The organism is Thiorhodovibrio litoralis (genome assembly GCF_033954455.1).
GTDB classification, from domain to species: Bacteria; Pseudomonadota; Gammaproteobacteria; order Chromatiales; family Chromatiaceae; genus Thiorhodovibrio; species Thiorhodovibrio litoralis.
On sequence record NZ_CP121473.1, the window covers coordinates 2,781,448 to 2,798,631 of the forward strand.

At 59.3% G+C, this 17,184-nt stretch carries 17 protein-coding genes; 5 read left to right on the forward strand and 12 right to left on the reverse strand.

From position 1 onward, the window contains the following. Window positions 1–3 precede the first annotated feature (3 nt). Window positions 4–822, forward strand: coding sequence for a polysaccharide deacetylase family protein (locus Thiosp_RS12385; protein WP_201068260.1), 819 nt, complete (start codon window positions 4–6; stop codon window positions 820–822). Next, complete coding sequence (waaA, locus tag Thiosp_RS12390) at window positions 823–2,103, forward strand: lipid IV(A) 3-deoxy-D-manno-octulosonic acid transferase (protein WP_201068261.1); 1,281 nt, start codon at window positions 823–825, stop codon at window positions 2,101–2,103. Here the strand turns inward: waaA and Thiosp_RS12395 are convergent. The 8 genes from Thiosp_RS12395 to Thiosp_RS12430 all read right to left on the reverse strand — a co-directional run bounded on the left by Thiosp_RS12395 (window position 2,096) and on the right by Thiosp_RS12430 (window position 8,543). Continuing rightward, on the reverse strand, window positions 2,096–2,674 hold the full coding sequence (locus Thiosp_RS12395) for an isochorismatase family protein (protein WP_201068262.1): 579 nt from the start codon (window positions 2,672–2,674) through the stop codon (window positions 2,096–2,098). The genes waaA and Thiosp_RS12395 overlap by 8 nt on opposite strands. Before the next feature lie 84 nt (window positions 2,675–2,758). Then, window positions 2,759–3,079 (reverse strand): rhodanese-like domain-containing protein, encoded by a 321-nt coding sequence (locus Thiosp_RS12400; protein WP_201068263.1) that lies wholly within the window; start codon window positions 3,077–3,079, stop codon window positions 2,759–2,761. A 27-nt stretch (window positions 3,080–3,106) separates the two neighbouring features. Continuing rightward, window positions 3,107–3,781, reverse strand: coding sequence for a protein-L-isoaspartate O-methyltransferase family protein (locus Thiosp_RS12405; protein WP_201068264.1), 675 nt, complete (start codon window positions 3,779–3,781; stop codon window positions 3,107–3,109). A 75-nt stretch (window positions 3,782–3,856) separates the two neighbouring features. Then, complete coding sequence (gene proB, locus Thiosp_RS12410) at window positions 3,857–4,981, reverse strand: glutamate 5-kinase (RefSeq protein ID WP_201068271.1); 1,125 nt, start codon at window positions 4,979–4,981, stop codon at window positions 3,857–3,859. A 102-nt stretch (window positions 4,982–5,083) separates the two neighbouring features. Then, window positions 5,084–6,181: an Obg family GTPase CgtA gene (gene cgtA / locus Thiosp_RS12415; protein WP_201068265.1), complete on the reverse strand. Its 1,098-nt coding sequence runs from the start codon at window positions 6,179–6,181 to the stop codon at window positions 5,084–5,086. A 154-nt stretch (window positions 6,182–6,335) separates the two neighbouring features. Next, a complete protein-coding gene (rpmA, locus tag Thiosp_RS12420; RefSeq protein WP_201068266.1) occupies window positions 6,336–6,599 on the reverse strand; it encodes a 50S ribosomal protein L27 in 264 nt (87 codons plus the stop codon). 23 nt (window positions 6,600–6,622) lie between these two features. Continuing rightward, window positions 6,623–6,985: a 50S ribosomal protein L21 gene (gene rplU, locus Thiosp_RS12425; RefSeq protein ID WP_201068272.1), complete on the reverse strand. Its 363-nt coding sequence runs from the start codon at window positions 6,983–6,985 to the stop codon at window positions 6,623–6,625. A gap of 253 nt (window positions 6,986–7,238) precedes the next feature. Beyond that, a complete protein-coding gene (locus Thiosp_RS12430; RefSeq protein WP_323696447.1) occupies window positions 7,239–8,543 on the reverse strand; it encodes a hypothetical protein in 1,305 nt (434 codons plus the stop codon). Window positions 8,544–9,492: 949 nt separating this feature from the next. Between Thiosp_RS12430 and Thiosp_RS12435 the strand changes: the two genes are divergently transcribed. Continuing rightward, window positions 9,493–11,304, forward strand: a complete 1,812-nt coding sequence (locus Thiosp_RS12435) for an IS1634 family transposase (RefSeq protein WP_323696449.1) — start codon at window positions 9,493–9,495, stop codon at window positions 11,302–11,304. Window positions 11,305–11,560: 256 nt separating this feature from the next. On the opposite strand, the gene Thiosp_RS12440 is transcribed toward Thiosp_RS12435, so the two are convergent. From Thiosp_RS12440 to Thiosp_RS12455, 4 genes are all read right to left on the reverse strand, one after another. Continuing rightward, window positions 11,561–12,733 carry a glycosyltransferase family 4 protein gene (locus Thiosp_RS12440; protein WP_201068649.1) on the reverse strand — a complete coding sequence of 391 codons (1,173 nt, stop codon included), beginning with the start codon at window positions 12,731–12,733 and terminating at the stop codon, window positions 11,561–11,563. A 48-nt stretch (window positions 12,734–12,781) separates the two neighbouring features. Then, on the reverse strand, window positions 12,782–13,915 hold the full coding sequence (locus Thiosp_RS12445) for a glycosyltransferase family 4 protein (protein ID WP_201068648.1): 1,134 nt from the start codon (window positions 13,913–13,915) through the stop codon (window positions 12,782–12,784). Then, a complete protein-coding gene (locus Thiosp_RS12450) occupies window positions 13,912–14,703 on the reverse strand; it encodes a glycosyltransferase family 2 protein (protein ID WP_201068647.1) in 792 nt (263 codons plus the stop codon). Before Thiosp_RS12450 ends, Thiosp_RS12445 begins: the two co-directional genes overlap by 4 nt. Before the next feature lie 158 nt (window positions 14,704–14,861). Beyond that, window positions 14,862–15,851 carry a GDP-mannose 4,6-dehydratase gene (locus Thiosp_RS12455; RefSeq protein ID WP_201068646.1) on the reverse strand — a complete coding sequence of 330 codons (990 nt, stop codon included), beginning with the start codon at window positions 15,849–15,851 and terminating at the stop codon, window positions 14,862–14,864. A gap of 45 nt (window positions 15,852–15,896) precedes the next feature. Here Thiosp_RS12455 and Thiosp_RS12460 point away from each other — a divergent pair, with 45 nt between their 5' ends. Together Thiosp_RS12460 and Thiosp_RS12465 are read left to right on the forward strand one after the other, a co-directional pair. Continuing rightward, window positions 15,897–16,640 (forward strand): glycosyltransferase family 2 protein, encoded by a 744-nt coding sequence (locus Thiosp_RS12460; RefSeq protein WP_242518888.1) that lies wholly within the window; start codon window positions 15,897–15,899, stop codon window positions 16,638–16,640. A 45-nt stretch (window positions 16,641–16,685) separates the two neighbouring features. After that, window positions 16,686–17,063, forward strand: a complete 378-nt coding sequence (locus tag Thiosp_RS12465) for a DUF2304 domain-containing protein (protein WP_207188136.1) — start codon at window positions 16,686–16,688, stop codon at window positions 17,061–17,063. Window positions 17,064–17,184 lie beyond the last annotated feature (121 nt).

Sequence of the window (17,184 nt, forward strand, 5' to 3'; positions counted from 1 at the left end):
GTCATGCAAGCGCCACAGCAACCCCCGTCACCAGCCAGGCTGTCCATCCTGATGTACCATCAGGTCGGTCGCTTCGCGCCCATGCGCGCGCATCGCGCCAATTATTGCGATCATCGCCGCTTTGCCCGGCAGATGGCCATGCTGCGCGCCGGGGGCTTTCGGGTGCTGAGTCTGGAGGAGGCACTGCGCTGCCTGGCAGGCGACAGCCCGATGCCGGCTCGCGCCGTCGTGCTGACCTTCGACGACGCCTATGCGAATTTTCTCGACTATGCCGCCCCTGTGCTGGCCGATTGCGGCTTTCCGGCCACGGTTTATGCCATCAGCGACTGGCTCGGCCAGCCGATGCGCTGGCGCGACCCGGACCCGAGCCGCGAGAGCCCGCGTTTGATGACGGGTGGCGAGCTAAGATCTCTGCGCCAGGCCGGTATCGCCGTCGGCTCCCACGGCTGCACCCATCCGCGTCTGGCGGAACTGTCGCCGGAGGCCCAAAATGCTGAGATCAGTGGTAGCCGTGAGCGCCTGCAGGACATCCTCGGCGAGCCAGTGCGCGATCTGTGCTATCCCTTCGGTAGTTTCAATCAGGACAGCATCCGGCTGGCGGCGCAAGCCGGTTACCGCAGCGCCACCACCTGCCTGCGCGGTGCCGCCACGGCGGCGGATCATCCCCTGGTGCTGCCGCGCAAGGCCATCTCCTATGGCGACAATCTCATCGGCTACGGCTGGAAGCTGCTGGTCAAGCACGCGCCCAAGCCCGCGCTGCAGACGTGGCGAGAGCGAAGGGCGGAACTGCCAGAGCCGACTGGCCTGGGGCAGGGGGAGTAGGTGAGGAGAGGCGTTTATTCCGTCCTGCTTTATCTGCTCCTGCCAGCGCTGCTCCTGCGGCTGCTGTGGCGCAGTCTGCGCGCGCCGGCTTATCGCGAGCGCTGGCGCGAGCGGCTGGGGTTTTATGACCAGCTACCCGGGCCTGCCACCATCTGGGTGCATGCTGTGTCAGTGGGTGAGGTGCAGGCTGCGCAGCCCATGATTCGCCATCTGCTGCTGCGCGATCCGGCTGCCCGGATACTGGTCACCACCACCACGCCAACAGGCGCGCGCCGGCTTGGCGAACTCTTTGGCGATCGTGTTGCTCATCTGTATAGCCCCTTTGATCTCACACCCGTAGTGCGGCGTTTTCTTGCGCGGGTGTCGCCGTGCCTGGCCATTGTGATGGAGACCGAAATTTGGCCTAACCTGCTGGCTGAATGCGAGTCGCGCGGGATACCGGTACTGCTGGTGAATGCCAGGCTGTCGCAGCGTTCGGCGAGCGGCTACAAACGGGCCCAGCCTTTGGCGGGCGAGAGCATGCAGCGTCTATCGCTGATTGCCGCGCAATCTCGGGCGGATGCCGAGCGCTTTATCGGCCTTGGCGCGCCTGCCGAGCGAGTAGCGGTGACCGGAAGTATCAAGTTCGACCTGCAACTGCCCGCCAGCCTGACAGAGCAGGCCGAGGTAATGCGCCGCGGCTGGGGCTGCAATCGGCCGGTCTGGGTGGCCGCCAGCACGCATGAGGGCGAGGAGGAACCGCTGCTGCAAGCCCATGCCCGGCTGCGCGAGCAGTTGCCCGCCGCGCTCTTGGTGCTGGTCCCGCGCCATCCGGATCGTTTCGAGCGCGCGGCGGCGCTGGTTCAGCGCCGGGGTTTCAGGCTGGCGCGCCGCAGCCTGGGGCAAGCCTGCGATGCCCAAATCAGCGTCTATCTCGGCGACACCATGGGAGAACTGGTGAGCTTTATCGCGGCGGCCGACGTGGCCTTTGTCGGCGGTAGCCTGGTTCCCACAGGGGGCCACAATCTGCTTGAGGCCGCGGCTGTCGGGGTGCCTGTGATCGTCGGCCCCCATGTGTTCAATTTTGTTGAGGTGACGCGCTTATTGCTCGAGCAACAAGCCGCAGTGCAAATTCAGTCCGCCGATGAGCTGACCAGGTGTCTGAACCTTTGGCTCACCGACGCCGCCGAACGCGCACGCATCGGCGAGAATGGCCGCAAGGCGGTCGAGGCGAATCGCGGCGCACTCGATCGCCTGCTTGGGCTGATCGATCCGTATGTGCGGGAGATGGGATCTACTTGAACAACTGCCACACGGGGCGGAACTGCTCGTGCTTGGAGTCGCCCAGCCACTCGAAAGCGACGGACTCGGTGTTGGTCACATGGATGCCGCAGTGGCGCATGCGCTCCAGTGCGTTGTCGCGATGATGGGGATGGCGCGAGCAGATGGCGTCCGCCGCCACGAACACCTGATAACCCCAGCGCTGCAATCCGGAGGCGGTCTGCACGATGCAGATATGCGCCTCCATGCCGACCAGCACTACCTGCTTGCGCTCCGGCGCGCTGGTCAGATTGCGCTCGAACCCTGATGCGGTACAGCAGGAGAAACAGGTCTTCTCCGTGGCTACCACGGTGTTGGGCAGATGCTCGCGGATGCCGGCGATGGTCTTGCCTAATCCGTCTGGGTTGTGCTCGGTGGCGATGACCGGGATATCGAGAATCTTCGCCGCCTTGATCAGACGATTGATATTCGCCTCAACATCGGCGCGCAGTTGCTGGTCCATCGCCGCGGCGAGTCGCTCCTGGGCGTCGATGATCAACAGTTGGGAGAACTGACTCTGGGACAAGGGCATCGTTGCTTGGTGAATACTCATGACAGACTCCTCGCGAGACGCGGGAAAGCAGGGTAGATATTTGGGCGCTGGGCGGGAAGGTGCGCCCGCACCCGGACGAAGACGCTAATAGGTCGCCATTTGCGGATCAACCTGCTCGGCCCAGGCCGCGATACCGCCTTGAAGGTTGAGAATATTCTGATACCCGCTGCGCTCAAGGTAGAGCGCCACCTGCAGGCTGCGCACACCGTGATGGCAAATCACCACGGTTTCGCGGTTTGCGTCCAGGGCCGCACTGTGCTGAGGAATCTCGCGCATTGGGATCAGGCGCGAACCGGGAATCTGGCAGATAGCTGCTTCCCAGGGCTCGCGAACATCAAGCAGCAGCGGCGGCTCGGCGCCTGTTGCAAGACGCTCGCTTAACTCTTTTGGGGTGATGTCCTGCATGATGAGAAGGGCCTTGCTAGCGGGCGGTCAGAACACAAAGGCTTCTGGCTGCGGGGCATTTTCCAGCGCCGGCACGCAGGTCTCGAACAGCGCTTCCTGCCGATAGCGCCCTGGGCCGACTCGCGTGATGAGCACCGCCTCCATGACCGGCGCTTCACCGACGAAGGCAAACAAGCGCCCGCCGTCGATCAGCTGCTCACGCAAGCGGGTCAGGGGCTCGGTGGTGGGGACCGAGCCTGTCAGCGCAATCGCGGCAAAGGGCGCGGCGTTGCTTTCGGTGGCAAAGGCATCGAGCGCCTTGATCTCAATACGCCCCATTGTGCCTTCGGCAATCAGCCGCTCGCGCGCCTGCTCGGCCAGGGTAGGGTCGATGTCGACGCTGTGCACCGCCTCGCCAAGCTGCGCTAGGCAGGCTGTCGCATAGCCGGTGCCGGTGCCGACCTCATAGACGCGGTCGGTCGACTCAAGCTGCAACGCCTGCAACAGGCGCCCGACGATTCTTGGCGGCAGCATGCATTGCGACGGCTTCTCGCCAATGGGAATTTCCAGGTCTGCGTAGGCAAGGCCCTGATAGGCGTCCGGCACAAAATGCTCGCGCGGCAGACTGCCCATGATATCTAGCACCTTGGCGTCCAGCACCTGCCAGGGACGCACCTGCTGTTCCATCATATTAAAGCGCGCACGCTCAAAATCCGTGGTCATTGATCGGCTACCTCATGGGTCAAACATCCAGCTGCGGCCGGCACAAGGCTAAGGTTTTTGCCCGGCGCTGGCAAGTCAGACCAACACCAGGTTGTCCCGGTGAATCAACTCCTCGTCATCTACAAAGCCAAGGATGGCGGCAAAATTGGCGCTCGGCTGGCCGCGCAGGCGACGGGTCTCGAGCGCGTCATAATTGACCAGGCCACGGGCGATCTCGCGACCGTCGGCATCCACGCAGGCAACGGGATCGCCGCGGCTGAACTGGCCCTCGACCGCTTTCACGCCGACAGCGAGCAGGCTGCGGCCTTTCTCGCGCAGCGCGCGCACGGCGCCATCGTCCAGCACCAGGCGTCCCAGTGGCTGCAAATGCCCGGCCAGCCATTGCTTGCGCGCGGCTTGCGGGCCCTGCACCGGCATCAGCAGGGTGCCGATGTCGGCCCCGCGGTGAATTTCCTCCAGCACCCCGGCGCGCCGCCCCGGTGCGATCACTGTCGCGCAGCCGGAACGCGCGGCCAGACGCGCGGCGCGCACCTTGGTCAGCATCCCACCGCGCCCGAGCCCGGAGCGGCTGCCGCCAGCGGCCGTGTCGAGGCGACTGTCATCAATGCGCGTCGCGCTGATCAGGGACGCATCCGGGTGGGTGCGCGGGTCGGCCTCGAACAGGCCGTCTTGGTCGGTCAGCAGGATCAGCAGTTCAGCCTCGATCAAGTTGGCGACTAGCGCCGCGAGTGTGTCATTATCCCCAAATCGCAGCTCATCGGTGGCGACTGTGTCGTTCTCGTTCACCACCGGGATAACCCCAAGCGCGAGCAGCGTACGCAAGGTGCTGCGCGCATTGAGGTAACGCGCGCGGTTGGCCAGATCATCGCGCGTGAGCAGAATCTGCGCGGTATGCAGGCCGCGCTGGGCAAAGCCGTCCTCGTAGGCGCGGATCAGCCCCATCTGACCGATGGCCGCCGCCGCCTGCAGCTGGTGCAGCGTGCGCGGGCGTTGCCGCCAGCCCATGCGCGCCATGCCCTGTGCCACGGCACCGGAGGAAACCAACACCACCTGATGGCCCTGCTGGCGCTGCGCGGCAATTTGCGCGATCCAGGGTGCGAGGATCTCCGCGGACAACCCTTGCCCGTCGGCCGTCAGCAGCGCACTGCCGATCTTCACCACCCAGCGCTTGATGCTCGGGATGCGCTCGCGCGCGAACAGGGGAGACTGGGTTGGAAGGGAAGGGGAGATGTCGTCGGTCACTGAGAACTTCCGCAACGAAATCAGATTTCGGCCTATGCTGAAAACGCGTTGGCCACCAGTTTAGCCAAGCGGATGCCAACTATCGTCGGCCGGCGAGTTGTCGGCTGCGGGAGTGTCGGCGGGTTGAGTGCCGCGCTGGTCGAGAAGCTGAGACTGTTCCAGATGCGCCATCAAAGCGGCAGTCAGCTCAGCCGTGCCAGCGCCCGTGGCCGCCGAGATGCAAAACAGCGGCCCGGACCAGTCGAGCGCATGGCAAATTGCCTCGCGTGCATCGGCTAGCGCGGCATCGTCGAGCAGATCAATCTTATTCAACACCAGCCAGCGCTCGCGCCCGCTCAGGTCGCGCTCGAAAGCGGCCAGCTCGCGCTCGAGCGTTTGCACTTGCTCGGCAGGGGAGGGCATCTGCGGCAATGGTGCGATGTCGACCAGATGCAACAACAGCCGGGTGCGTTCCAGATGCTTCAGAAAGCGGATGCCAAGCCCCGCGCCCTCCGATGCCCCGGCAATGAGCCCCGGAATATCGGCCATCACGAAATGCCGGCGCTCGGAGACGCGCACCACGCCAAGGTTGGGATAGAGGGTGGTGAAGGGATAATCCGCCACCTTAGGCCGAGCACTCGATAGGTGCTGAATCAGGCTCGACTTACCGGCATTAGGCAGCCCAAGCAGCCCCACATCGGCCAGCAGAATCAGCTCGAGTGCCAACGCACGCTTCTCGCCCGGCGTGCCAAGCGTCGATTGACGCGGCGCGCGGTTAGTGCTCGATTTGTAGCGCGCATTGCCGATACCGTGAAAACCACCGCGCGCCACAAGCAGACGCTCGTTGGGCTGCAGCACCTCCCCGATCAGCTCGCCGCACTCGTGGTCCAGCACCCGGGTTCCGACCGGCACTGGAATGATCCGATCTTCCCCCGAGCGCCCCGTCATGTTACGCCCCATGCCGGAGCGCCCGCGCTCAGCGCGATGAACCCGCTGATGGCGAAAATCGACCAGGGTATTCAGGCCGCTATCGCCAACCAGATAGACCGAGCCGCCGTCGCCGCCGTCGCCGCCATCTGGCCCGCCCTTGGGGATAAACTTCTCGCGCCGAAAGCTCACGCAACCTGCGCCTCCATCGCCGGCTTCGACCCGGATCATGGCCTCGTCGACGAACTTCATGGGCGTTTGGCACTCAGGCTTCGATCAGAATAGAGCGATCTGGGAGGGGCGGCCAGGTTCGAGCGATCAACTTAGGGAACGCGCCCCCTTCGCTTAACGAACAAAGCCCCGCCAGCAGACGGGGCTTTGCTTGCAGAAGCGAAATAAAAGGGTCTCAGCCAGCAACAGGCTGAATGCTGACGAACTTGCGATTCTTCGGCCCCTTCACGTCAAACCGCACCACGCCGTCTGCCAGCGCAAAGAGCGTGTGATCGCGTCCGCAGCCAACATTCTCGCCACCATGAAAGCGTGTGCCGCGTTGCCGGACAATAATGGTGCCAGCATGAACCTGTTGCCCGCCAAAGCGCTTCACACCAAGGCGTTTGGATTCTGAATCGCGGCCGTTACGCGAACTGCCGCCTGCTTTTTTATGTGCCATGAAATATCTCCAAAAACCGTCGGTCAGGCTGCGGCATCTTCAGCCGATGCGGCTTGGCTCTGGCCCGACGCCGCAGAGGCGCCGATACCAGTAATGCGCACCTCGGTAAAATCCTGGCGATGCCCCTGCCGCTTCAGATGATGTTTGCGACGGCGAAACTTGATGATCCGCACCTTCTTGCCGCGCCCATGGCTTAACACCTGCGCGCGCACCTGCTCGCCGCTCAGATAAGGCTTGCCGACCTGGACCTGGTCGCCATCGGCCAGCATCATCACCTGGTCGAAAGTAATGTCCGCGCCCTCGTCAGCAACGAGCTTCTCAACGCGCAATTTGTCGCCTTCAGCGACCCGATACTGTTTGCCACCGGTGCGAATCACCGCGTACATGTTCAGCTCCTCAAGCATCAGTGCTTTGCAATCAAGCCCAGCAGTATAGCCATGAACTTCGCAGGGAGTCAAACTATCTCGAGCTGTTGCAGCAATTCCCGCTGCTCCCCATTCGGTCGCGCGCCCGTCGATTGAGCGAGCGTTGCGAAACCCCTGGGCAGAGGAAAACCTCACGGGTAAGCCGTGATGGTGCAAGCTGGCTGTTGGTTATCCCCTGAACATCATCACACGAGCGCTCGGTCACGGCGGTCGTCTAGGAAGTATCCCAGGTCAGGACGAGTTTGGGCGGATCGAAGATGGAGCGATACAGGGCCTCCCAATTTGGGATCAGGCAGAGATTGAAGCGATGGCGTAGCTGATCCCACAACCGGATCTTGCTCTGCGCCGCTGTCATTGCGGTTTGAAACAGCCGACAACAGCGTTGTTGGATCTGGTCGATGAGAAACGCCAGCATCATCAGATGCATCAGCACGGTGCTTAAGTGTTGATCGCCGTGACCGAAGTTGTGCTCGAAGTGATAGCCTTGATTTTTCAGGGTGTTAAAGGTTTCGTTCTCGATTTTCCAGCGGGCGCGGGCTCCTCGCATCAAAGTCATCAGGTTGGTGTCGTCGATGGGAATGTCGGTGACCCAGGAGAAATGGGTCACCTTGCCATCCGGGGCGTGCTCCCAGTACTCGAGGAAATTGACCTCCAGGTCAAAATTGGACTCATTCAATGGGGCACCGTTGAGAGAGCGAAAGCGGTGGCGCGTGCCGTCTTCGTCCTTGTACTCGCGCACGATCGTCGTTGGGGTGTTGGCCACCCAGTCGAACAGAAAGCCATGGTCGCTTTCCTTGGCACCGAGGATGAAGCGCATGTTCAACGCCTGAAGATGGCGGATGTGCGGGGCGTTGGACGCCAAGGCATCCTCAATGACGATGAGTTTCAGGTGCGGATGCTCGCGACGCACATCGCTTAACAACCGCTTGCTGGCGTTGCGCTCGCAGTCGTTTTTCTTCGCCCCATCGGCGCGCATAATGGGCTCTGGTGCCAAGGGAAAGACCTCGCGCTGATCGGGGTGGACCAACACCGCCGCCAGCGCCTGATGGTAGTAGGTGATGGTGCCGTCGCGGTGGTGTTTCTCGGCGCAGTGCTGGCAATGGATGCTCTGTGAGGAGAAGTACCCGGTGCCGTCGAGCGAGAGCAGGTAGTGCCCGTGCAGATAGGCAAACCCTTCCAAGCCCTTGCCCCGCTGCAAGGCGGCCAACAACGCCTTGTACAAGGGGCGCAGATGCTTGGGGTCCATCACATCGAGACGTTGGCGAAACCAGGTATCGCTCGGGGCGCGCTCAATGCCGTAGAGCGTGCGCAGATTCGCTCGCTTGGTTGCATCCTTGCGGTCTTGGTCGAATTGCAGCAAGGAGGGGTATTTCAGTCCGAACAGCGCCAGACCGGACATCAGGTGATCGACCAGCGGGATGTCGCTCGCCGCTTCATCCGGGATTTTCCCGAAGACCGATCGCGCGGTGCGCAGCAGTCCGGCGGCACTCAGCGATTGACGACCAAAAGGCGCACTCATCAGTTCTTACCTCGCAACCTGAGCTTTGCGAGATAATACCCTGATTCTGTGAGAAAGTTTACGAAAACATTTTTCCCACAATCATGCAGTGCATTGTTTTTAAAGCAAATAATTCTTCAACGGGAATTGCTGGAGCTGTTGTGCTTGGCGCTCAGCCTGGAGATCATCGTACAGGGTCTGGATTCGGATCTTATCGATACTGTGACCTGCCTCGCGAAGCTTAACTTCCTGGCCGACGCATCGCGGATCTCGGCCGGGCGTGACTGTCTCAGGCACCGCTAGGGGCGCTGGCGGCTCTAAATCCAATGCGACCCGGTCTGCATAGCAACAACGCTGCATATCGTCTTCGGCGGCGCGATGGTCTTGCGGGGCCGGCTTGGCCTTGGATGCTCGGTCTTGAGCGCTTTAGTGTTTGCCGCGTTCTTCGTCTTAAGGCGCGCGCCAGGCGCAAGCTGTTTCGCATGTGCCTGATGGAAGTGCGCAATCCGCTTGGCGTCGCCAGTTCCAGGGTGTCCGCGCTTAGTAGTCCGCAGCGACAAGGCAACCGGTGTCATAACCGCCTCGTCCGCTCCGGCAGCTGAATTCTCCGATGATCAACCGACTACTGCACTTATTGATTGTTCTGCCCGCAAAGCTAACCCGCAGCGCCAGGGACCACACCAATCAGACGCAGCTTATGGCTAGCCCCGGAGCCGATGCGGTCATCTGACTGTTGAGTCCCCTCCGAAAAGCCAATTTTGGGCCTGTATTTAGCGTTTGATTATCGATTTTTTTCTTAACCCATATTTAACATTTCCACGCCGAAAATCGGCGTAAGTCATTGAAGTTTTCTCTGGAGAGAAAATAATATCCCGCCGGATCAGTGACTTGAAACTGGCGACCCAAATGTAGTGCCATAATATTACGGAGCCCCATTGACGCGCGCGCCCGCGCAGCGGAGCATGCGTGCATGTACATTCGCCGCACCACCATCAAGAGCCGACGCACTGGTCAGCCGTACTTCACCTATCGGCTGGTGGAGTCGGTGCGCGAAGCCGGGCGGGTGCGCCAGCGCACGGTGCTGAATCTCGGCCGTCACTTCGAGGTCCCGCGCGGGCAATGGCCGGCCTTGGCACGGCGCATTGAGGCCTTGGTGGGCGGGCAGTCGGAGCTGTTCATTGACCTCGATGCCCGTTGGGAGCCGCTGGCGCAACAGTTGGCGGCGCAGGTGATTCGCGCCCGCGCGGGGGAGGATCCCTCCGAGGGGAGCGCGCCCAACTTCCAACGGGTCGATGTCGAGACAGTCGATGTGGTGCGCCCGCGCAGTGTCGCGGTCGAGCATGTCGCCTTGGCCGCCTGGGGGCAGATGGGCTTGGATGAAAAACTCACGGCTTTGGGCTTCAGCGGCCCGCAACGCGCGGCGGCCATCGGCAATGTGATCGGTCGCATGGTGGTGCCGGGTAGCGAGTTGGCGACCCATCAGTGGTTGCAACAGCGCAGCGCCCTGGGCGAGTTGATCGACGTTGATTTCGCCGACCTGGATCTGATGGCGCTCTACCGCATCACCGATCGGCTGCTCGCCCACAAACCGGCATTGGAGTCCTTCCTGTATGCCCGCGAGCGCGATCTGTTCGAACTTGATGAAGTGATTACGCTCTACGACCTGACCAATACCTATTTCGAGGGCAGCGCCAAGCATAACGCCAACGCCGCCTTTGGCCGTTCGAAAGAAAAGCGCAGCGACTGCCCGCTGGTCACCCTGGCGCTGACGCTCGATGCCAGTGGCTTTCCCAAACGCAGCGAGGTGTTCGCTGGGAACGCCGTGGAAGCCGAGACGCTGGCAAAAATGCTGCGTGCCTTGACGCCCGAGCAACAACGCACCCCACCGACGGTGGTGCTCGATGCCGGCATTGCCACCGAGGAGAACATCGCCTGGCTGGTGGCGCAGGGCTACCGCTATGTCGTGGTCAGCCGAAAGCGACATCTGCAGTTCGATCCCGAGGCGGCCTGTTTGATCAAAGAAGACGGCCCACTGACCATCCGCGCCCAGCGGGTAGTCAAGAAAGAAACCAACGAAGTCGAGCTGTATTGTCACTCCAGCCAACGTGAGCTCAAAGATCGCGGCATTGCCGATCGCTTCGCGCAACGCTTCGAGCAGGCCCTGCAGCAACTCGCCGATGGGTTGCACAAGCCAGGCACCGTCAAGCGCTTTGAGAAAGTCATCGAGCGCATCGGGCGGCTGAAGCAGAAATATCCGCGTGCCGCGCGCTACTACGAGATCAGCGTCGACCCCGATGAGAAAGGGAAAAAGGCCAAGGCCATCCGATGGTCGCGGATCACCCCGGTCGATGACACCTTGCCCGGTGTCTATTGCCTACGCACGAATCAAACCGAATGGGATGAAGCGCGCCTATGGCACACCTTTGTCATGCTCACCGATCTGGAAGCGGTGTTTCGCTCCCTGAAGTCGGAACTCGGCCTGCGCCCAGTCTATCACCATAAAACCGACCGGGTTAGCGCGCACCTGTTCATCTCGGTACTAGCCTACCATCTGGTTCATACCCTGCGCTTGCAGCTGAAAGCCGCTGGCATTCATCTGAGCTGGGAGGGCATCCGCCGTGAGCTCGATGGGCAAGATCGCGTCACGGTTGAGCTCAAGCGCGACGATGGGCGCACCCTGCATATTCGCAAAGCCACAAGGGCGGAGCCGCGCCAGCAAGCCATTTACGATGCCTTGGGCGTGAGTGATCGCCCGGGTGGACAACAGCTGACTTTGATCTGAATGAGCAGCACCGGCGGCAAAATCGCAAATGTAGTGCCGTAACGGATATCTGTGTACACTTATCCTGCTGAAAATCAAGATAATTCTGTGACCAGTTGTTAAATATGGGTTAATAAATCAATATTTTATAAAAATAAGGATTCTCTAATATACGCGATTTTGGACTTTCCGGAGTTGACTCACTGTTCAACCCGAAATGCAGCCGCGGGGCCAGAGCTGGCTGACGATGCTGCGCGGAGCGCAGGTTGCTGGGACATCACGCTGATTCCGTAAGAATTCGGCGATAAAGATCCGCAGTCTGCCGTATACAGCGCTCCCACGTGTAGTTTGAAGCACGTCGCAAACCCTGGGGTTTAGCAAATGCCCGCCACTGTTCATCATCGAGTACACGGAAAACCCCCTCAGCCAGCGCGTCGAGATTCTCCGGATTCACTAATAGACCCGCAGAACCAGCCACCTCCGGCAAAGAGGATATATCTGACGTAAGCACGGGAACCCCGGCGCTCATTGCCTCAAGCACCGGTAGCCCGAATCCCTCATACAGAGATGGGTAGAAAAAACCACGCGCCCCGGCGAAAATACACGGCAAATCCTGCTCTGCAACATAGCCCAAATAATGAAGCCATCCTTGCCTACGAGCCGCGGAAATTCGATCGTGCAAAGCAGCGCTCAACCACCCGCGGCTACCGACAATGACCAGTGGATAATTCGTCCGACATCGCGGCGGCAAGCGCTCGTAAGCATAAATCAGCTGGTCGATGCGCTTTCTCGGTTCAAGAGTGGACACACAAAGCCCGTAGCCATCATGCTTCAACCCAAGAGGAGTCAAAACCGAGTGAGTCTCGGTTGCGTCCATTGGTCTGAAACGCTTTTCGACACCCAGTGGAATCGCCGTAACACGCTCCAACGGCCAAGAAAAAAACTCCGCTACTTCTTTGCGAACAGCTTCGGAGTCGGTGATCAAGTGCGTCACACGCTGCAGAGTTTTCGGAAATTCACTGTCAAAGTACAACCTGCGCGCAGCCGGATGAAGTTCAGGGTAACGATAATTTGATAAGTCATGAACGGTGGCGATCGACCTACCTGAAAAGGGAGGAACAAAATAGTTAGGCGAGTGGTATAAATAATCCCCCAAATGTCGCATGCGCCACTTCATAAGTGGCGGCATCACCAATGTATAGACCTTCACTGCCGTGGTGCGTGCAGCCAGGTAGCGCCTGAGCCTTGCCGTCGTTCCAAGTCGGATTTCGGCACTGGACGCGCACTCATTAGCCATCGACTGCAGGTCAAAGACCCATCGGCCCGTCGAAATGTAGCGGATTGCCTCGACATCCGGCAGTAGCGGCAAACCTTGAGCCAACTGCAAGGCGTAGCGACCAATTCCAGTTAAGGGTGGAAAAATTGTATCAACGGATAAAACAATCTTCAATTTACCTCCTGTATCGGGCCATCAGGGCAAGTTTAGCGCTCCCTACGATCATCTCCAGGCGCTCGAGGGCAAATGGCGAACAACGCCGATTAAAGCCCGAAATGTTTCCTTCGCCGTCTTGGTCCAAACAAACTGCTCCCGCCACTTCCGTGCGGCTTCGCCCTTTCTCTCATCATGCGGATAATCGGTAGTTAATGCTTGCAAAAGCGCTCTTACCCAGGCCTCATCATCATTTGATTCAACATATTTGACATAGTCGCCCCCCACTTCCGGAATCGATCCGCAACGGGTGCTCAGGACCGGGGCTCCAGCAAGCATAGCCTCCAGCACCGGCAACCCGAATCCTTCATACAAACTGGGAAAAGCAAACAAGTCCGCCTGTTGATACAAGCCTACCAAATGTGAACGGTTCAGACCGGACAGTCGGGAAAAGCGATTTGGATCTCTTAATCCCCGCAAAGCCGCTTGCACTGCCGCTTCCCCCAGCCGCGGAAGCCCCACCAACACGAGTTGATGCGGGATCTGCTCCTCCAGCGCCACAAACGCCCGGACCAACTGATCCACGTTCTTGTGCGGATAGGTATTGGCGACACAGAGAATATATGGATCCTTAATCAAGGGTTCACCACCGAAAGGTTCAGCAAAAATCGGATCCGCCGCCAAGGGCGTAACCGCAATTTTATCTGCTTTGGCCCGAGTAAACCGCAGGATTTCACTTTTAGAAAATTCGGAAATAGTCAGCAGCTGTTTTGCCCGCAAACTAGCTGCCTGCACCAGCACCTCCGTAGTAAAACGCCCGACAAAACTTAGATCCTGAGGAAAGCGTTTGTACTGCATATCTAAAATACTTACGACCTGCGGGCTCCCACAAAAAAAAGGCGCGGTATATCCGGGCGACCACAAAACATTGGCTCCCGATTTTCTGACCTTCCCGGGCAATTCGAATTGCTCCCGCAGAATGCGAATCACGCGGTTTCTGGCTTTGAAGGGACACAATACACACTGCCACCCTTCACCGGCAAACTCCGAGGACAAACGCTCATGGTTTTCCAGATTCGTAAACAATATAAAGTCATGCGGAAGCTCCTGCCGCTTCCATTCCCGGAGAATTTCCAGCAAATAAGTTTCACTTCCTCCCACCTCTCCGGGGATAAAAAACAAGGTGTTTATAGCGATTTTCATCCGTGCCGCCTCTGCCATTCCATCAGCGAATAGGCCCCAATAATCCCCCATTTCACGCCAAAGTGCAGAAAGGTTTGCAAGGAGAACATTCCCGCATCCGCGCGCGCCGCTTGAAACTCTTCATCGAATTGTCGACGGAAATGCTGACCACTAATCGAACCTTCATGCCAACAAAACTGTGCCAGCGCGGGGGATGGCACCCGGACCCCTTTGCCCTGACGCCACATCCGCAGCAAAAATTCATAATCCCAAGCTGCTTTCAGATCCAAACGCAACGGACCGGCCGCCTGTGCCGCGGATCGCCGAAAAAAACAAGCCGGTTGGGAAAGGTAATTGATGCACTGAAAAGTAAAGTGGCTGGAAATCGGGAAGAACATTTCTTTAAACCAGGTAATGCCCTTGCGGATTTCCGTCCCCTGCAAATCCACAATCGGACAATGGCCAAAAGCAAAAGCAGCTTCAGGATGTTGAGCTAACGCATCCTGAACCCGCGCCAAGGTACCGGGAAGATAACGGTCATCCGTGTTCAACCAGGCCACTACATCGCCCGTGGCATTGGCAAAGCCCTTGTTAATAGCATCCGCCGGACCCTGGTCGGCTTCGCTGATCAAGCAATCGACGGCCTCGCCATAATTTTGAAGCTTTTCTAGGCTACCATCCGTACTCCCGCCGTCGACAACAACCAGTTCCACCATGATGCCTTCATTCCGTTGCGAAAGCACGCTTTGAAGGCAGCAATCCAAGAATGAAATTGATTGATAACATGGCATGACAATTGAAAACTTCATTCGGCTGACTCGCCAACGCCGGGCGGCGATCTATATCCGCCAAAGGACCGTGGAGTCAACGATGCCCGCATGGGATGCGTGCTGATAGCCTTTGACGGTACGCAATACCGTCTTTGCCTTGCCACCGGCATCTGTCACACTACAGGATGGTTAATGCATCATCGCAAGTTTTCTTTTAAGCGAGCGAACTCTGCAATGGTCATCTCACCTATTAAATCATTGAAGCTGATTTCCGGAGACCAGCCCAGCACCTGCTTCGCCTTGGTTGGATCTCCAACCAAAGACACCGGCTCGCTTGGACGCAGAAATTGCGGGTCGTTAATCACATGGTCTTGCCAGCTCAGGCCGACCGAAGAGAAAGCGATTTCGAGTACATCTTGCACGCTGTGCAAAATGCCAGTAGAAAAAATATAGTCGTCGGCTGTATAGTTTTGTAAAGAGAGCCACATTCCGCGGACATAATCGCGGGCGTGACCCCAGTCCCGCTGAGCTGAGGTGTCACCGAGTTTCAGCACACGTTCATGGCCGGCTTTGATGGCTGCGGCACCCCGGCAGATTTTCTTGGTGACGAAATTCTCTCCCCGCCGCGGTGACTCATGGTTGTAGAGAATGCCATTGACGGCAAATAAGTCGTGTGCGTCGCGATACACGCGCACAATCTGCGTCGCGAAAGCCTTGGCACAGGCATAGGGGCTGACTGGGGCCATCGGTGTTGACTCGGTTTGCGGATGCTGCGCTGGGCGGCCAAAAATCTCGCTCGATGCAGCATGGAAAAACCGCGGCGGTTGCGGCAGGTCGCGCAGGATCTCAAGCAGCCGCAAGGTTCCCATGGCGGTAAATTCGCAGGTTGTCTCGGGGATATCGAAGCTGAGTCCCACATGGCTCTGTCCTGCCAGATGATAGACTTCATGTGGGGCAACCTTGGTCAGCACGCGACGCAGTGTCGTGGGGTCGTCAAGATCAGCATAATGCAGGAATAGGCGCTGATTGTAGACGTCTTTGTCGGCATAAAGATGCGCCAAGCGGCTGCGCTCCAGACTACTCGTGCGGCGCACCGCCCCGTGCACCTCATAATTCTGGTCTAGCAGAAGTTCCGTCAGGTAGGAGCCATCCTGCCCCGTGATACCTGTGATGAGTGCTTTTTTCATACCCGCGCTACCTCCCCGGAGGTTGCCAAGAAATCTGAAACCCTGATGTTTGCCATCGGAGCAACCCTGAACATGGTCTTAATTCCCGCCTTGAATGAGGAGGCATCTATTGGTGCTCTAGTCGGTGCCGCGGGCGCGGTGACCGCTGCACCGGTTGTGGTGATTGATGATGGTAGCACGGACGATACGGCGGCATTGGCCCGAGCGGCAGGTGCGACGGTGCTGAGCTTGCCGCTGAATCTTGGCGCATGGGGGGCGATTCAGACCGGGCTGCGGTATGCAGCGAAAAGCCAATGGCCGCTTGCGGTGACTCTGGATGCAGACGGCCAGCACGAGGCGGAATCGATCGATGCGCTAACCGCGCCGATTCTGGCAGGGGAGGCGGATGTGGTCATCGGCGCATGTCCGGGACGTTTGAGTCTGGCGCGCCGAATTGCCTGGCACTATCTGCGGTGGCTTGGGGGGATTTCGCTTGACGATATTACCTCGGGCTTCCGGGCCTATAACCGGTCGGCAATCGAGTATCTCGCGAGTTCCGAGGCGACCCTGTTAGACTACCAGGACGTTGGTGTCTTGATGCTTCTGCGTCGTCGCGGCTTCCGAACGATTGAAGTCGCCGTACCGATGCAGCCAAGGCAATATGGGAGTTCTCGCGTGTTTGATTCTTGGTGGACAGTTGGTTCTTACATGGCACAAACCACCGTGCTATGTCTTGCGCGCTTGGGCAGTGGTCGCGGTTGGGCACGCCGGCGACATTATCGGCGTGGTGACAGTCGATGCGCCTCCTGATCCACGCGGAAACCGTCTGTCCTTCCTTCTAACCTGTCCCACATAATGACCTATCAAGTCACTTCCCTCGTACTTGGACTGCTGATCGCGGGCACGATTCTTTGGTTGGTGCGTCGCGACCATTTGCATGGTCCTTTTGCGTTCTGGTGGATTGGGGTTGCAGCTACCGTTGCCCTGCTGGGCTCCTGGCCGCGTATGTTCGACTGGATAGCGGTTTTTTTGGGAATCGGTTATCCGCCGATTTTGGCCGTCGTGCTGGGATTCGGGCTATTGTTGGTTAAGATGTTGACGATGGATATCGAGCGTTCGCGGCAGGAACGCCGCGTGCGGCGTTTAGCGCAGCGCATGGCCCTGCTTGAGGCTCGCCAGCGCGCGTTGGAGGATACGCTGCCCTTGTCGCCAAGCGAACCGGCCGATGGCTAGACGTCGGTTAAGGTCGATTCTGGTGTTTGACATGAGCGCTCTCAATGTCGGTAAGTTTTCCCGCCCCCCGGTGGCAGGTGAGTTTGGGTTGTTTCTGACTGTTGCGGTATCGCTCGCGCGG

Bases quoted from the DNA above. Each gene is read 5' to 3' on its own strand.
- cgtA (WP_201068265.1), bottom strand. From the start codon at position 6,181: ATGAAGTTCGTCGACGAGGCCATGATCCGGGTCGAAGCCGGCGATGGA.
- Thiosp_RS12395 (WP_201068262.1), bottom strand. From the start codon at position 2,674: ATGAGTATTCACCAAGCAACGATGCCCTTGTCCCAGAGTCAGTTCTCC.
- Thiosp_RS12435 (WP_323696449.1), top strand. From the start codon at position 9,493: ATGTACATTCGCCGCACCACCATCAAGAGCCGACGCACTGGTCAGCCG.
- Thiosp_RS12445 (WP_201068648.1), bottom strand. From the start codon at position 13,915: ATGAAAATCGCTATAAACACCTTGTTTTTTATCCCCGGAGAGGTGGGA.
- rplU (WP_201068272.1), bottom strand. From the start codon at position 6,985: ATGTACGCGGTGATTCGCACCGGTGGCAAACAGTATCGGGTCGCTGAA.
- Thiosp_RS12460 (WP_242518888.1), top strand. From the start codon at position 15,897: ATGTTTGCCATCGGAGCAACCCTGAACATGGTCTTAATTCCCGCCTTG.
- Thiosp_RS12385 (WP_201068260.1), top strand. From the start codon at position 4: ATGCAAGCGCCACAGCAACCCCCGTCACCAGCCAGGCTGTCCATCCTG.
- Thiosp_RS12450 (WP_201068647.1), bottom strand. From the start codon at position 14,703: ATGAAGTTTTCAATTGTCATGCCATGTTATCAATCAATTTCATTCTTG.
- Thiosp_RS12430 (WP_323696447.1), bottom strand. From the start codon at position 8,543: ATGAGTGCGCCTTTTGGTCGTCAATCGCTGAGTGCCGCCGGACTGCTG.
- Thiosp_RS12455 (WP_201068646.1), bottom strand. From the start codon at position 15,851: ATGAAAAAAGCACTCATCACAGGTATCACGGGGCAGGATGGCTCCTAC.
- rpmA (WP_201068266.1), bottom strand. From the start codon at position 6,599: ATGGCACATAAAAAAGCAGGCGGCAGTTCGCGTAACGGCCGCGATTCA.
- Thiosp_RS12465 (WP_207188136.1), top strand. From the start codon at position 16,686: ATGACCTATCAAGTCACTTCCCTCGTACTTGGACTGCTGATCGCGGGC.
- Thiosp_RS12400 (WP_201068263.1), bottom strand. From the start codon at position 3,079: ATGCAGGACATCACCCCAAAAGAGTTAAGCGAGCGTCTTGCAACAGGC.
- Thiosp_RS12405 (WP_201068264.1), bottom strand. From the start codon at position 3,781: ATGACCACGGATTTTGAGCGTGCGCGCTTTAATATGATGGAACAGCAG.